Genomic DNA, 14,382 nt, shown 5'->3' with positions numbered 1-14,382 from the left:
AAGAGCCGAAGTCAGTAAGCGTGGGCAGGGCGAGGCTCTGACCTGGGGTGCCTAGTGCTGTGACCGGGAAGGTTCGCCGTGGTGCTGGCTGAGGCAGTTGGGTGTGAGGCCACATCCGGTCCGGCAGATGGATGCGCGGTGGCAGAACCCGCCCGAGTACGCAGACTGACCGATCAGGAGGGGCCGCAGCTGCAGCGGATCGTGCGGCGGGGCAGTACCAGTATGGTGCGCTATCGGCGGGCGATGATGCTTCTGGCCTCGGCCGGCGGGAACCGCGTGCCGGTGATCGCCCAACTCGTCCAGGCGGACGAGGACACCGTTCGCGACGTGATCCACCGGTTCAACGAGATCGGGCTCACCTGCCTGGACCCTCGCTGGGCGGGAGGCCGTCCCCGCCTGCTCAGTGACGACGAGGAGGACTTCGTCGTCCAGACGGCCACCACTCGCCCCACCAAGTTCGGCAAGCCCTCCACGCGCTGGTCGATCAGGAAACTCGCCGACCACCTGCGGCGTAACCTCGCCCGCCCGATACGGATCGGCCGTGAGGCCCTGCGCTGTCTGCTGGCCCGCCGCAAGATCACCTTCCAGCGCACGAAGACGTGGAAGGAGTCCACCGACCCCGCCGGACGGTGCCCCGATCTACGTGATCCTGGACAACCTCTCCGCGCACAAGGGCAGCAAGATCCGCCAATGGGCTGGGAAGAGCAAGGTCGAGCTGTGCTTCACCCCGACCAACGCCTCCTGGGCCAACCCGATCGAGGCGCACTTCGGCTCGCTGCGGCAGTTCACCCTGGCCAGCTCACACCATCCGAACCACACCGTCCAGACCCGTGCACTGCACGCCTACTTACGCTGGCGCAACGCCAACACCCGCCATCCCGGCGTGCTGGCGGCCCAGCGCAAGGAGCGTGCCCGCATCCGCAGCGAGAAAGGCATCCGCTGGGGCGGACGCCCCCTAACCAACGTCGCGTGACAGGGCATGTCGCGAGCAGGCTCAACCGGCAGGGCCTATCTCCTTGAGAAAGCCGATCAGCAGATCGGTAACGGCCGATGGCCGCTCCAGGCTGGGAAGGTGACCTGCCCAGGGCAGTTCGACGTGGTCGGCGTTCGCGAGCAGATGCGGCAGTCGGGCGGCGATCTGTCGGAAGTCCGCCAGGTCATGCGCGCCCGACAGGGCAAGGCAGGGCGCTTGAATTGCCGCCAGATCGATCTCGGCCTCGATCGGCTCGAACTCCTCAGCGGCGGCTAGTTGCAGCTCGAAGGCGTGCCGCTGCATCTTGCGTACTGCCTCGCGGGCGGTCTCGTCGGCGTCCGGGCCGAGCCAGGTTTCGACCATAAGTTCCGTCGCGCCGGCGATGTCTCCCGCCTCGATCAGCGCTTCCTCGCGCTCCCCGAGTGCACTCAGTTCGGCAGAAGGTTCATGCCCGGGAAGGGCGGAACAGATCAACGCCATGGCGCTCGTCCGGTCCGGCCAGCGCGCGGCGATCTCCAAGGCGACCTGCCCGCCGTACGAGGATCCCACCAGTGCCGCCTGCGCGATGCCCAGACTGTTCAGGAGGGCCAGCACATCCTCGGCGTCGCTGTGAGGCCGGTCCGGCGCTGGAGTCTCACCGAAGCCCCGAAGATCACAGCGCACCAGCCGGTAACCGGCGTCGATCAAGGCCAGCCACTGGGCATCCCACATGCGCCGGTCACACACCCCGGAATGCAACAGCACCAGTACAGGACCGTCTCCGGCCACATCATGAGAGAGCGTCATCCGGCAGACCCTACGCAGCGGGTGCTCGAAACGCCTCCCGATTAGCACCGCCACTGCCCCGCCCATCACCCCGGCGAACCATGCCGGTCACAGCTAGAGTTGTGTGGGACGGGGGCGGAGAGTCTGTCCCGGTTAGCCGTGGGCATCTGTACTTCGGGCATATGCGTCACCCGCGGCGGCGGAACCAGCGACCGGCGGTTTGTCGATGTGTCCGTCAGCCCGCGCAGCGCCGTAGAACGCGATGCTGTCCTCGGGACCATTGCGGAACCGTTTGATCACCCGCTGGACGGGCCAGATGATCGAACCGTCCGGCAGGTGGGGGGGGCGATGTTCATCTCGGCCGTCGGGCCGTCGCCGTCCGCGGCCCATGCACCGCCGAGGGTTTGCCGGACGGTCTCGCCGACGTAGGTACCCAGGGCGAACAGTCTTGACCCCAGACCTGTTGCAAGGAGTCCGCCGGCCACCGCAACCCCGTGGTCGCTGTGCTCGTCCATGAACCGCTCGACGTCTCGGAGGCTTCCGGGGGTGAAGTCGGCTTTGTAGCCGGAGCTGTTGAGGGCGCGGGCGATCCAATGGGCGCTCGTGTGGATGTCGTCGAGGAGGGAGGTCATCACGCGCTCACCTGATCTCCGCGCTGCCGCAGACGAAGGTGGTGTCCCGTAGGAGCTCCGGCGTGATGCGCACGCCCGTCAGGTGCTCGGCGAGGGCGAATTGGCTTTGCTCACGAGTTCCGGTTCGGGTCCAACTTCTGTGGTGTGTCTACTCCCCGTGACCGTTGATCTTGGCGGTACGTCCCGCGAGATCGTCTGGAAACTGCCAGTGCCGACCTCGATCGGGCTGATGGTTCTGGGCTGTGTGCGAGGTACTGCTCCGGCTGGAAGAACTACTCTTCCTGGCGGCTCCAGAGATCAGGGTGGTGTCGGTGCAGGAAGACGGCGAGGGCATCCAAGTCGGTGTCAGATGTCGGACGGCCGAGGCTCGGTGCCCGGGCTGCGGAAGCTGGTCGGGACGGGTGCACGGGTCCTACCTGCGGATTCCCGCTGACCTCCCCGTTGCGGGACGGCGAGTGGTGCTGCGGCATCGTGTTCGGCGCTTCACGTGCGAACACGTCTCCTGCGGGCGGCGGACGTTCGTCGAGCAAGTCGCGGGCCTGACCCGGCGGTACAGCCAACGGACCGAACCAATGCGGTCCCGGCTTCCGCTCGATGTCGCGAAGGGCCATACAGCCCCAGAGGTTACAGAGCGTAAGCGCTCCACAGAAGTTGAGCCAGAGCCCGAGAACCGACAGCAGATGTTCACCACTTCGGGAGGCACCTGGGTGAGCCCCGGAATCGAACTGCTTGAGCCTCGTGACATCGTCGTGATGCCTTCGTGGCAGGCGTCACAACAAATCGGGTGCACTCTCCTGGGCGGGATCTTTGGATACCGGGTGACCTGGACCGCCGGCCGGGGCAGCGGCACGCAGCGCCACTTCGACCCGGCGGTTGCTGGTCATGGATGCTGTGACGGCCGTCATCGCCAGGAGGAGGACGGCGGCGGCGTGGAGCGGGGTGCGGATGTCGTAGGTGGTGGCCAGCCAGCCGCCGAGGAAGGCTCCGACGGGGGCGGCGCACATGGCCAGCATGCGGGAGGTGGAGGCGACCCGGCCCATGAGGTGGGCCGGGACGATCGCCTGGCGCAGGGAGGGCCCGAGCACCATCGTGGCGCCCATGCCGGCCCCGCAGACGGCAAGCGCCAGCCCGGCCACGTACGGGTTCGGGGCAGCGGCCAGGCCCAGGATGGCAAGCCCTTCGACTGCGGCCGTGCAGGTCAGTGCGGTACCGGTGCCGAGTCGTCGGCCAAGGTAGGAGGCGATGCCTGCACCGAGCAGATCGCCGGTGGCCTCCGCCGTGAGGAGCAGGCCGAAGCCGTAGGTGTCGATGCCGAGACGGTCGTGCGCGAAGAGGGCCAGAACGGTCTCCACAGCGAGGAAGGCGACGTTCCCGACCGCCGGACGGAGCGCCAGCCCGAGCAGCACCCGGTCCCGGAAGACGTACGAGGTTCCGGCCCGCGCCTGCCGCAGCAGCGACTCGCGGACCTCCGGCACAGGCTGGGGTATGGCGGGAAGGGACCGTACGAGCAGTGCGGAGAGCATGAACGACACCGCGTCGGCGAGCAGCGGAACCGCCCGCCCGAGCGCGAGCAGCGCACTGCCCGCAGGCGGCCCCGCGAAGCCGGACATGGCGGTCTGGGCTCCGCGCAGGCGGGAGTTGGCGCGCTCCAGGAGTGCGGGGTCGCGGCCGAGCAGATCCGGCAGATAGGCCGTGGCGGCCGTGTCGAAGAAGAGTCCGCCGAGGCCGAGCAGGAAGGCGACGGCCGCGAGCAGCGGAATGCTCAGCACGTCGAGCACGGCTGCTGCCGCCGGTATCGCGAGCAGCACCGCGCGAGCCGTGTCCGCGACCCACATCGTGCGCCGGCGGTCCCAGCGGTCCACCAGCGCACCGCCGAGCACCCCGAAGAGCAGCCATGGCAGCGTCCCGGCGGCCGTGACGAGGGCGAGCGCCATCGGATCCCGCGTCAACGTCAACGCGAGCAGCGGCAGCGCGGCATGCGACACTCCGTCACCGAGCGAGGACACCGTCTGCGCAGTCCACAGCCGTCCGAACCCCGTCGGTAACTTCCGAACGCCTGCGGTCACTTGGCGCCTCCCTTGGCCTGCTCGCGCGGTGCCGGGTGGAACAGCGCGAAGACGAGTGACGCATCCGGCAGCGACGGATCGGACAGCTCCCGGTACTCGTCCGCCAGTGCCTGCAGCCGCGCCCCCAGCTGTGCGAACTGCTCCTCGGTGAGCCGCAGATGCGCCATCCGTACGTGCCGCTCGCCATCCACCGGCGACGCCTCCAGGTCCGCCATCGCATGCCGCATCAGCACATCCGGCCCTCCCTCGCCCGGATCCGGCAGCACGATCGACCGTGCGGCCATCGCGTAGTACCGCTCGGTGACACCCCGCACCTTCCGCGTCCGTACCACCTTCACCAAGCCGGCCCGCTCCAGCAGCCGCACGTGATAGCTGGAACTCCCCTTCGCAAGGCCCACCCGCTCGGCGATCTGCGTGATCGTCGCCGGCTCGAAGCGGAGCACGGCCATGATCCGGTGACGCGTGAGATTGGAGACGGCGCGCAGCTGCTCGTCCGTGGTGACGTGAAACGTCTCGGGAAGATCGTCGGTAGGCATGCGAGCAATGGTCAACGATCCTTGACCATTGAGCAAGGGGATTTCGCGCGCACTCCCAGAATCTGCCGTCCGGCGCGCGAGACCTTTCCGTCAAAGCCCCCCATCTCACTGTCGATCCGGGGCGCCGTCAAACAACCTCCGTTTTCTGAAGATCGCTCTGCAGGGCCGCCCAGACCCCGCAGAGCCTTCAAAACCCCTTCAAAAACCTAGGTCGGTCAACAACCTCCAGACCGCCCCTTTCTGACATGATCCGGAGCCATGACCGCCCTCGAACCGGCCGACGGGCCGGACCTCCTCGTCGCCGAGCCGCTCGTCCGCTCCGAAATCAAGATCGGATATGCGCGGGTCTCGACTGGCGGGCAGAAGCTCGAACGGCAGCTCGACGCGCTCACCGCCGCCGGATACCGAAAGATCTTGCACCGGCGGCCACGCCCGCAGCGGAGAGGGCCAGGAAGTGTCTGCGATTCGTGTGAGGAGACATGGTGTGCTCCTGGGTCGGGACGCCGCTGAGCGGCGCCGGGAAGTGGGGAATGGCCGGGTTGCCCGCGGTTCCGGTCGGCTGCCGCGGACGGGGCGTCGGGGAAGAGACATGCCCGTCCGTTGCGTGAGGAGCTGTTGTCCAGCGCCGCTCCAGGCCCGAGTCGGAAGGGGACGACAGCTTCCGAGCACGCATATGACGGATGGCCCACGGGTTCGCGTCTTCGGTGCGGCCGGTCAGCCGTTGATGAGCTCGAACGACTCGGAGGGGCCGATCGTTGTGCGGTTGGCGATGAGTGGGTTGGCCCCGGCGCTGACGTACAGGTGGTTGGCCTGTGCGCGCAGGCTGATGGTCCCGTCGGCGTTGTTCACGCGCTGGAAGGTCTCCCAGGGTCCGACGGCTGTGCGGTTGGCGATGAGCGCGTTGGCACCGGCGTTGTCGGCGCAGACGTACTGGCCGTTGACGCGGGCCCGCAGCGCGACGGCGCCTTGGCCGAGGTCGATCAGGTCGAATCGTTCCCAGTCGCCGATGGCGGTGCGGCTGGCGATGAGGGGGTCGGCTCCGGCGTTCTCCGCACAGACGTACTGGTTGTTGGCCCGGGAGCGGAGGCTGACCACAGACGTCGGGTTGGTGGGGAGGGGGGCGAGGACGGCTTCCCAGGTGGTGGTGGAGGTGTTGGAGGTGGCGTCGGTACGGAGGCGGTCGCGGGCGGCGGTGTCGGCGTAGAGACTCCACCGCATCCAGTCCACGTAGGTGGCGATGGTCTGGGTGTGGTTGTAGCCGCTCCATATGTACTGGTCGTGGCCCGTGCCGCGGTGGGTGAGGAACGCCTTGGGCGCGGGCAGTTCCCCGTAGGCCTGGCGCGCGGAGGAGTACTGGCAGACGGGGTCCTGATCGCCGTGGACGAAGAGGACGTTGGCCCTGACCGTGGTGCTGGGGTTGCCCATGTCGACACAGGCAAAGGGGACGGCGGCGGCTATCCGGCTGTCCGGCCAGGCGGTCAGTAGCCCGTGGGTGGTCATGCCGCCCAGCGAGTGTCCGGCGACACCGACGCCGGTGGTGGTGCCGAGACGCCCGGCGAACGGGCTGCCGGCCGTGGTGTTGAGGGCGAGGGTGTTGGTGATGACCTGGGAGACATCCATGGACTGGTTTCCGTTGTAGACGTCCTGGATGTTGCCTGAGGTGCCGCTGGAGGTGGTGGGGAAGACGGGTGCGGGGACGACGAATCCGGCCTCGGCCAAGGGTCGGATCAGTGGTGCGTAGCTCTCCGGGTTGCCGCCGTTGCCGTGGCTGAACTCGCAGATGGGAAACACGCCGTTGGCGATGGGGGCGTTGACGACGGGATTGCCGCCCGGGGTGCCGGTGGCGGGGTAGAAGATGCGGGTGGTCAGCCGGCGGCTGCCACGGCTCCAGGCGTACTCCCTCACCCCGATGGCGAAGCGCTGGGTCGGCGCGGCTGCCGGGGATAACGAGGATGCCGTTGCCGCGGTGGCGCCGTACGCCTGGACGGCGGCCACGGCTCCGACTGCGCCCAGTCCCAGGAAGGTGCGTCTGTTCACGGCCATGTTGTGCTCCTTGTCGGACGGTGCGGGTGGATGGGGAGTTCCGGTTCGGCGGGTCTGCCGGGAGGAGCGCGGGCTGGCGGACCCGCGGGTCTGCCAGGAGGCGAGCGAACCCCGCGGCCCCGCGGGGTTGAAGCCCCGTCGGTGGGAATTCGCCGGCCTCCACCGACGGAGAGCGGAGCAACCCGGCCGATCGCGTCTGCTCTCACGGCCGGGCAGCCGTATCGGGTAACCCTTTCCAGCAGGGAGAGCAGTTGGTGGCGAGGCCGGGATGGCGGGGGTGGGAGTAGTCGCCGCCGTCCGGAGTTCAGGCCCTGGTGAAGGAGCTGAGGTTGCAGGGGGCGATGGTCGCGGTCCGGTCGGTGAAGCTGGTGTGCGCCGGACTCCAGGCGCCGGCGACGCCGGCGCGGCGGAGGACGCGTAACGCGCCGCGTTGGCCGCGTGCCCGGTCGGGCGGCGATGACATCCGTGTGACGGCGTGTGAGGCTACCCATGGGATTCCTCTCCTGTGTTCGCGCTGGCGCTGAAATGCGGAAGGCGGCGATCAGCGAAGGCGTACGGCGAGTGACGCCTGCTGGTGGACCACGGTCCGGAGTTCAGCGGCGTCGAGGGGCGGCTCGTGACTGACGCCGGGAGCGAAGTGAGCAATCGTCTCTTGGGACGCCCCATCATTGTTCGATATATCGTTCAACGTCCGCCTAACTGAACGGAGATTAGGTTGGGGCTGGCGGAGTGTCAATCGTCGGATGTGGTGCCTTACGGTCACACTTCGCGCGGTTCTGAGGCGACTTTCGAATTGGTCACCCCAAGCGAAGCGGAAGGGGCTACGAAATACCAACGAAATCCGAAGCAGGAGTCGGCGATGCGGGAGATAGTTACCGCTTTACCGGTGCTCCCAGCAGGGCGTCACTTCCGAAACTCAACGAAACCGAACTTCCCGCTCGTTGTCCGGAACTCGTGCAGGGGAAGGTTCCGAAGCCCGGTGGCCCGGGCGGCCCGGATCCGGTCCTCCGCGCGAGCCCGCAACCGGTGACGGAGCTCGAGTCCGGCGATCGGCCGGTCGGCGGTGTTGGTGGCGAAGCACGTGAGACGCATGCCGTCAGCATCCGTGATCCGCAACTGGGCTCCGGGGTGGGGACGTTCCTTGCGGACGAGCAGCCGAATGCCCTGAGGCCAGCCGTCGAGCAGGTCTCCGGTGAGTTCGGCGACCCAGGCCCCGTCTCGAACCTCGCCGTCCGGCTCGACCGCGGGCGTCCAGGCCGACGCGGGGATCTGAAGAACGTGCTGGTGGATGGCCTCGGTGATCACCATGCCGACCGTAGGACAGCCAACGCCCGCGCCAGGCGAGCCAGGCCACGAACTCATGGGTTCCGCCCGCAGAATCACAGCGGATCAGCGTCCGCCGTCCTTGCCAGTACTTCTTGGGCAGTTGAGCGAGGGCCAGGCGGGCGCCTGCGATGTGGTCGACGGCCGTGTTCGAGCCCGCGTTCCCGGGTCTCAGCAGGGCGGCGACAGGGCACCGGTCCCTCCCGGACCGTGGTCGACGAACCCCATGAGCGGGTGATGACCGTAGGACTTCTTCCAGGTCGGGGCCGCGTCCTGCTTGTCCGAGTGCGCGACGACCAGAACCCCGTCCAGGTCCACGGTCACCTGTCCGCCGGCGTCCGAAGCCCGGTTGCCGGCCAACTCCCAGACCTGTCGGCGGACTTCGGAACGTGCGGCGTGGAGGGCGGTCAGCGCCTTCTCGCCCGAGGCGGCAAGGGCGTCGACCAGCCGGGAGACCGTAGGGTCGGAGGCGACCGGCCCGAACATGGCCGGCTCGGACCGCAGCAGGGCGGCATCGGCGAGGCAGTCCCCGCCCAGAGCAACCGCCAGTGCGAGGTCCACGAGTATCTTGCCGGGGTCGTGGACGGGCCCGCGGCTTCCGCCACGGGGGCAGGGCTGCGGACATGGCCTGGTCAAGGCCGGTCTTGCGGACAGTTTCGATCAGCAAGACCGAACCGGCCTGCGAGACGACGGCCCGGCCGTCCTCCCGGATACGGACACGGGGGTAGGACCCGATAGGCTTCTTCACCTGGAAAGTGCCTTTGGTTTCAGCGGGAACAAGGACCTAGACAATCCTCATTTGGGCGCCGACCGATGAGGCGATCGGGGTGTTGCAGACTGCGGCCTACCCCAAACCCCCTGACTACGTATGGCTCTGCACACCCCATACGGAACGCGAGCCGAAAAGCATTTACCGCAAGGCCAAGCATGACCTGAAGCTGCCCGTCAGGCTGAACGCTAAGATGTCGGACGTGGACGGCTTCGTGCCGGCCACCAGCGCTGGCCGGACTTTCTCACCAGTGTTCGGCACTGGTCGTTGGGCATTCAACGTGCTGGTCGGCCCGTGGATTTCACGCAAGGTGTCAGATTCGCTGCACGAAAGTGTGCAGGGGAGTGACGTGTTCAATACGGCCTTGGTCTGCGCCTCACCTTGGCCGCTGCTGCTCGCCGACCTCCCGCCCGGCCTGCCGGATGACCTCGCCGAGCGTCTCGATCGCCATGCGGACGAACAGGCGGCTCGCCTCGGCCCTGAGATCCGCGACCTCGTGGCCTACGCCGCTCTGTCGAACTTGCCGCTGGTGGAGTTTCGGGAGTGGCTTAAGACGCGCAAACTGCCGGTCGACCGCGCGCTACTGCACACGGGCTACTTCGACGACCCGGACGTCCTGGCCTTGATCAGCCTTCATATCGAACGGCATATGGCCAAGCCACCGCGGGGCGGTAAGGCACGGGCGGCAGCCAGCCCGAAATTGACCGCCTGGCTCGACCAGAACGCTGTGGAGGTGGCGGCCCGCCTGACGGACTTCCGCACACGGGTGCCGGACTGAGCCCGCGACCTCGGCTGAGCCCATTCACCCGTCGCACCGTTGGTTCCTGGCCGAGACCCGGCCCCTCTCGTCCACCACGGCCGCGCGCCACTGCTCGGGCACCACCTCCTTCAGCGGAATCCGCTCCGCCTCGTCGAAGAACGCGCCCTCCTTGATCGCTGGTCCAGATAGCGGGTGAGCAGGTCGATCGCGTCCATCACCGGCCGGTAGGCGGTGTTGTTGCACTTCAGATCCAGCGCCTTTCAGCAGCGGCTTGAGCATCCGTCGCCAGTGCGCCGAGTACGCCGATCGCAGGACCGTGCGCACCCTGGCCTTGTAGCGGGCCTCGTTCGCCGCGGCCTCCGCCGCCAGCGCCTTCAGCGTCTTCTCCCCGCCGACCACCGGGTAGATCACCCGCCGCACCACCCCCGCAGGCTCCGCCAGTGCCGCCTCGGCGACCCGCAGCAGCATCGCCTCCTTGCCCCGGACCTTCTTCAGCTCCGCGCCCAGCTCCCGCTCGACCTTCCGCTCCGCCCGCGTGTTGATCTTCAGCACGAGCTGGATGAACAGCTCCACCAGGGAGTCGGTGATCTCCGTCTGCCGCACGTGGCACAGCGCCGCCAGCAGCGTGAGGCGCACCGGCCGCTTCATCCGCAGCAGGCTCGCCGGGTACTCCTTCGACGCGCGCGCCCGCCAGGCGTCCACCAGCTTCTCCGACACATCCGCGAACAGATCCGCCGGCAACTCCAGCCGCTTGACCCGCTCCAGCTTGGTCACCTCCGCCAGCAGGCTCTCCAGCCCCGGCGCCCCCGGATCGGTCTTCAGCTCGGTGAAGGACGACCGTTCTCCGCCCATCACATCGGCTTCGTCCTCGCCGTCAGCGGGCTCTTCACCGGAGATCAGCTCATCCAGCCGGTCCCGGGTCGCCTGCGGCAGCCGCTCCATGGTGGTGCGGCAGAACCGCTCCTCGAAGGCCCTGATCGCCCGGCCCACCAGGCGGTCGACCTTCGCCGGTGCGGGCGGCTCGATGCGGTCGTTGCGGCAGCGGGCCACCACCGCGGCCACCAGGCGCGCACGCGACAGCTCCACCGGGCACAGCTCCGCGCTCAGCCACTCCGCCAGCGCCGCCTGGTCCTCCTCGGTCGACTCCCGGAACTTGTACGCGGCCCGGATCTCCGACCGGTGCCGCGTGATCGCCCGCCCCGCCCAGTCGTACGACGCCCATTCCCCGGCCGGCACCTTCACCTGCTGGGCCACGTACGACACCACCGGCGCCGGGATCTCCCCGGCGCTCTCCGGGAAACGGGCCTCGACCTCGAAGAACTTCAGCACAGCAGAGCGAACCCCAGCCGGTTCGCGCCGGACTTGTTCCGCAGCCGCTTCATGTCGTCTTCGAGCAGCGTCCAGACCTCGATCAGGTCCTCGGGCTCCCACTCCTGGCGCACTCCGGCCTCCTCCCAGTCGTCAAGACGTGACCACCGTGACCGCGAAGCACAGGGAAGGGATGTCCGGGGTCGCTCTGGCTCCCGGCGTCGTTCATCTGACGTACTTCGCCGACAACCAAGGGCGTCGGGCCTGGCGAAGCTCCTTGTGGCGGCTGACGGAGACGGGCTGGCGCATGTACTTCCACCAGGCAACTCCTGTTGCGTCCGAGGCCGAGTAGCCATGCAGGTCACCAGCAGCGACGGAGTACAGATCGCCTTCGAGACCATGGGCAGTGGACCGCCGCTGGTGCTGCTGCACGGATTTTTCGGAGAACGCACCACGTGGCGGTCTGCCGGCTATGTCGACGCCCTCGCCGACAGTCATCGCCTTGTCCTCATCGATGCCCGTGGTCACGGCGGCAGCGATGCACCCCACGAGGTGGACAGCTACCGGATCGACCGTCAGGTCGAGGACGTCACCGCCGTACTCGACGAGCTGAACATCTCTCGGGCGGCGTTCTGGGGAGCATCGATGGGCGGCATCATCGGCCTCAACCTGCTGGCTCGCCATCCTGAACGGCTGACCGGACTGATCGTTGGCGGAGCCCATGCCGACCGCCTCGCCGCCGCTCCCGACGAGGTTCAGCGGGAAGCCCAGCTGTTCCGCGTTCAGGGGACGGCGCCATTCATCGACGTGCTGGAGCGTCAGAACTCCCTTCCAGCATGGATGCGTGCAGCGATGCTGACGGCCGATCCGCATGCGCTGGCAGCGCTGACCGTCGCCCTCGCCAGCCGCGACGGCGTCCTGGGCTGTCTCGCTCAGACAACAGCGCCAGTACTTCTGCTCGCGGGGGACCGTGACCCCCAGCTCAAGGCCATCCAGGACACCGCTGATCACATCTCGGGCGCCACCTGCATTGAACTCCCTGGCTGCGGGCACTTCGAGACGTTCCTGCGAATCGATCTCACCTTGCCGGTCATCCGTCCATTTCTCGCGAGGTGCGCGGCTGGGTGAGAGTGGTCAGTCAGGGCTTCCTCATCGGGCCGGTCTGCGGGTGCGAGGCAATAAGGCGTAATCTTCACGCGCGAATCGCGCCTACCTGCGCAGACGTGGCATCAGGTGCACGATTCCTGAGCCGGTCGATCAGGTCCGCAACCGCAGGCGCCGCGGACGTGGCGGTGGCCGCCCGCCCTTCTTCGACCGCGAGGACTACAAGGCTCGGCACGCGGTCGAATGCGGGATCAACCGTCTCAAGCAGCACCGGGCCGTGGCGACCCGGTTCGATAAACTTGCGGTTCGGTTCGAGGCGACGGTTCAGGTCGCGGCGATTCATCAGTGCCTGTGAACCCTCAGCCTGCCGTCGTGCGGATGCCACAGCAGGAAAGGGCGGCCCTACGGTCGTTACGGAGGAAGGGCGCATTTCTTGGCATTGGGCGGAGCGGTGTGTATGGGGTTGCACCTTCCGTAGCGGCATGTGGTCCGATGGGCTTACGTCCCGATGCCTTGAGGAAAGGTCCCTGCTCATGCATTCGTCTTTCATGCCACCCCGCAAGGTCAAGATCGGTGACGCGGCGGCCTTCGCCGGCACCACGCCACGGGCGATTCGCCATTACCACGAGATCGGGCTGCTCCCCGAGCCTGAGCGGGGCGGCGATGACCGCCGCCGCTACGGGTACGAGGACATGATCCGCCTGCTGTGGATTCGCAAGATGGCCGATGCCGGGATCGCCCTGGACGACATCCGTAACGCCTTTACCACCGGCACGGCTTCCGCCGGTGCGGACAGCGGAGACGGTATCGCGGGCATCCTGGAGCGGTTGGAGGAAACCCTCGCCGAGCAGGAGGCGGAATTGCGGCGGCAACGGACCGCCGTGCAGCGGATGCGCACCGAAGGCAGCCGGATGGGCCTGCTCTCCGACTTCGTCACCGAACGCCTCAAGAGCCTGCCCGAGGGCTCCCTGCGTCAGGCGGACCTGGACAGTCTGCTGGTCACTGAGCGGATCTTCGGCCCGCTCGGCGCGGCCGTCCAGGCCACCCGCTTCGTCGTCCTGGCCACGCATCCCGCTCTGCGGGAGGATTCCGACCGCATCGATGTCGCCGAGGAGGCACTCGATGACAGTGTCGCCGTCGATGATCCACGGGTGGCTCAAGTGGCCGTCGAGCGGCACACCTTCGAAAGCGCCCTGCAGGCCGTCATCGAGGAGTCCGGCCTGAGTAAGGACGACGATGACCTCTTCGACGCCTGGGACACTTTGCACCCTGCCACCGCCGATGACGGCGAGGGCGAGGCCGACCTCAGCTCTGGCAGGCGGGAGGCTGACTCCATGAGCGTGTTCGAAGACACCGGCAAGATGCCCTACGACTTCTCCCCAGCCCGCCTGCGCTGTATGGAACTGGCCGAAGAACTCTCCGCCCAAGACTCACCCGCTACCTAAAACACGGCCTAGGTGTATTGATCACGAGCGTTGTTAAGTGAGCGTTTGGTTCGCTTGTCGGACAGTTCATGCTGATTTCAGCGGCCAGAGGACGAGCGCCGAACCAGCCGATCCGCCGGAAAAACGGCTTCTGCGGCAATCAGCAGACCAGCTATGCGCCGGGTTCCCCGCAAAAGCTCCTGTCTCATTTAGAAACCTACCGGTTCACCCGAGACGGCGAACGCACGCCCCGGTACACCCAACACCTCCGCACACGCCCCGCTCAGGCCGGCAGCCACCGCATACCCAGGCATCATGCAGCCCTCACGGCCCTACCCCAGCGACCTGTCCGATGCCCGCTGGGAACTCATCCGCCCCACCCTCGAAGCCTGGCGCCAGGCCCGCAACGGCATCCGCAAACCCACCCACGACCTGCGCGCCCTGATGAACGCCATCCTCTACGTCGACCGCACCGGCATCCCCTGGCGCTACCTGCCCCACGACTTCCCGCCCCACCAGACCGTCTACGGCTACTTCGCCCACTGGGAAGCCGACGGCATCTTCGACCAGCTCACCGGCCTCTTAGACGTCATCTCATTTGGCTGGGTAAGCTGCCGGTCGTGGCAGGGATCGTTGAGCGGCTGGTGCCGGACGAGTTGTGGGAGCTGTTCCAGCGGGT

Annotated in this window: 12 protein-coding genes and 5 pseudogenes; 8 read left to right on the top strand and 9 right to left on the bottom strand. The window is 67.6% G+C overall.

What is annotated here, in order from left to right; all coding sequences use genetic code 11:
* The first annotated feature begins 138 nt into the window (after positions 1-138).
* Positions 139-973 (top strand): annotated as a pseudogene (locus AC067M_RS37585) (helix-turn-helix domain-containing protein).
* 21 nt (positions 974-994) lie between these two features.
* Here the strand turns inward: AC067M_RS37585 and AC067M_RS37580 are convergent.
* From AC067M_RS37580 to AC067M_RS37570, 3 genes and pseudogenes are all read right to left on the bottom strand, one after another.
* Entirely contained in the window at positions 995-1,759 is a 765-nt protein-coding gene (locus tag AC067M_RS37580) for an alpha/beta fold hydrolase (RefSeq protein WP_478701512.1), read from the bottom strand.
* A 275-nt stretch (positions 1,760-2,034) separates the two neighbouring features.
* Entirely contained in the window at positions 2,035-2,370 is a 336-nt protein-coding gene (locus AC067M_RS37575) for a hypothetical protein (RefSeq protein WP_478701511.1), read from the bottom strand.
* Between the two features lie 7 nt (positions 2,371-2,377).
* Positions 2,378-2,476: pseudogene (locus tag AC067M_RS37570) on the bottom strand (DUF6461 domain-containing protein); the annotation flags it as partial.
* 136 nt (positions 2,477-2,612) lie between these two features.
* On the opposite strand from AC067M_RS37570, the pseudogene AC067M_RS37565 reads away from it, so the two are divergent.
* Positions 2,613-2,855 (top strand): annotated as a pseudogene (locus AC067M_RS37565) (transposase family protein); the annotation flags it as partial.
* 285 nt (positions 2,856-3,140) lie between these two features.
* On the opposite strand, the gene AC067M_RS37560 reads toward AC067M_RS37565, so the two are convergent.
* Together AC067M_RS37560 and AC067M_RS37555 are read right to left on the bottom strand one after the other, a co-directional pair.
* On the bottom strand, positions 3,141-4,436 hold the full coding sequence (locus AC067M_RS37560; protein ID WP_478701510.1) for an MFS transporter: 1,296 nt from the start codon (positions 4,434-4,436) through the stop codon (positions 3,141-3,143).
* On the bottom strand, positions 4,433-4,972 hold the full coding sequence (locus tag AC067M_RS37555; RefSeq protein ID WP_478701509.1) for an ArsR/SmtB family transcription factor: 540 nt from the start codon (positions 4,970-4,972) through the stop codon (positions 4,433-4,435). Before AC067M_RS37555 ends, AC067M_RS37560 begins: the two co-directional genes overlap by 4 nt.
* Before the next feature lie 258 nt (positions 4,973-5,230).
* On the opposite strand from AC067M_RS37555, the gene AC067M_RS37550 reads away from it, so the two are divergent.
* The gene (locus AC067M_RS37550; protein WP_478701508.1) at positions 5,231-5,482 is read left to right on the top strand and encodes a recombinase family protein; all 252 of its coding nucleotides are present in this window, start codon (positions 5,231-5,233) and stop codon (positions 5,480-5,482) included.
* A gap of 204 nt (positions 5,483-5,686) precedes the next feature.
* Here AC067M_RS37550 and AC067M_RS37545 read toward each other — a convergent pair whose 3' ends face one another.
* The 3 genes and pseudogenes from AC067M_RS37545 to AC067M_RS37535 form a co-directional block, all read right to left on the bottom strand.
* Positions 5,687-7,015 carry a DUF7910 domain-containing protein gene (locus tag AC067M_RS37545; protein WP_478701507.1) on the bottom strand — a complete coding sequence of 443 codons (1,329 nt, stop codon included), beginning with the start codon at positions 7,013-7,015 and terminating at the stop codon, positions 5,687-5,689.
* Between the two features lie 304 nt (positions 7,016-7,319).
* Positions 7,320-7,478 carry a hypothetical protein gene (locus AC067M_RS37540; protein WP_478701506.1) on the bottom strand — a complete coding sequence of 53 codons (159 nt, stop codon included), beginning with the start codon at positions 7,476-7,478 and terminating at the stop codon, positions 7,320-7,322.
* A gap of 491 nt (positions 7,479-7,969) precedes the next feature.
* A pseudogene (locus AC067M_RS37535) lies at positions 7,970-9,086 on the bottom strand (IS1380 family transposase); the annotation flags it as partial.
* 79 nt (positions 9,087-9,165) lie between these two features.
* On the opposite strand from AC067M_RS37535, the gene AC067M_RS37530 reads away from it, so the two are divergent.
* On the top strand, positions 9,166-9,885 hold the full coding sequence (locus AC067M_RS37530) for a hypothetical protein (protein WP_478701505.1): 720 nt from the start codon (positions 9,166-9,168) through the stop codon (positions 9,883-9,885).
* 24 nt (positions 9,886-9,909) lie between these two features.
* Here the strand turns inward: AC067M_RS37530 and AC067M_RS37525 are convergent, their stop codons facing one another.
* Positions 9,910-11,196 carry a DUF4158 domain-containing protein gene (locus AC067M_RS37525; protein ID WP_478701504.1) on the bottom strand — a complete coding sequence of 429 codons (1,287 nt, stop codon included), beginning with the start codon at positions 11,194-11,196 and terminating at the stop codon, positions 9,910-9,912.
* Positions 11,197-11,529: 333 nt separating this feature from the next.
* Between AC067M_RS37525 and AC067M_RS37520 the strand changes: the two genes are divergently transcribed.
* The 4 genes and pseudogenes from AC067M_RS37520 to AC067M_RS37505 all read left to right on the top strand — a co-directional run.
* Positions 11,530-12,303 carry an alpha/beta fold hydrolase gene (locus tag AC067M_RS37520; RefSeq protein ID WP_478701503.1) on the top strand — a complete coding sequence of 258 codons (774 nt, stop codon included), beginning with the start codon at positions 11,530-11,532 and terminating at the stop codon, positions 12,301-12,303.
* 61 nt (positions 12,304-12,364) lie between these two features.
* Positions 12,365-12,634: pseudogene (locus AC067M_RS37515) on the top strand (IS5 family transposase); the annotation flags it as partial.
* Positions 12,635-12,812: 178 nt separating this feature from the next.
* Positions 12,813-13,724: a MerR family transcriptional regulator gene (locus tag AC067M_RS37510; RefSeq protein ID WP_478701502.1), complete on the top strand. Its 912-nt coding sequence runs from the start codon at positions 12,813-12,815 to the stop codon at positions 13,722-13,724.
* Between the two features lie 294 nt (positions 13,725-14,018).
* The coding region (locus tag AC067M_RS37505; RefSeq protein ID WP_478701501.1) for a transposase at positions 14,019-14,382 on the top strand (364 nt) is incomplete at its 3' end.

It is taken from the genome of Streptomyces sp. NPDC043427 (genome assembly GCF_056436655.1).
Note: the sequence above shows the minus strand (reverse complement) of the source record. Positions and strands in the feature narration are given on the sequence as shown.

Excerpts from the sequence above, each read along its gene's own strand:
- AC067M_RS37580 (WP_478701512.1), bottom strand. The coding sequence starts at position 1,759 with ATGACGCTCTCTCATGATGTGGCCGGAGACGGTCCTGTACTGGTGCTG.
- AC067M_RS37575 (WP_478701511.1), bottom strand. The coding sequence starts at position 2,370 with ATGACCTCCCTCCTCGACGACATCCACACGAGCGCCCATTGGATCGCC.
- AC067M_RS37555 (WP_478701509.1), bottom strand. The coding sequence starts at position 4,972 with ATGCCTACCGACGATCTTCCCGAGACGTTTCACGTCACCACGGACGAG.
- AC067M_RS37550 (WP_478701508.1), top strand. The coding sequence starts at position 5,231 with ATGACCGCCCTCGAACCGGCCGACGGGCCGGACCTCCTCGTCGCCGAG.
- AC067M_RS37545 (WP_478701507.1), bottom strand. The coding sequence starts at position 7,015 with ATGGCCGTGAACAGACGCACCTTCCTGGGACTGGGCGCAGTCGGAGCC.
- AC067M_RS37540 (WP_478701506.1), bottom strand. The coding sequence starts at position 7,478 with ATGTCATCGCCGCCCGACCGGGCACGCGGCCAACGCGGCGCGTTACGC.
- AC067M_RS37520 (WP_478701503.1), top strand. The coding sequence starts at position 11,530 with ATGCAGGTCACCAGCAGCGACGGAGTACAGATCGCCTTCGAGACCATG.
- AC067M_RS37510 (WP_478701502.1), top strand. The coding sequence starts at position 12,813 with ATGCATTCGTCTTTCATGCCACCCCGCAAGGTCAAGATCGGTGACGCG.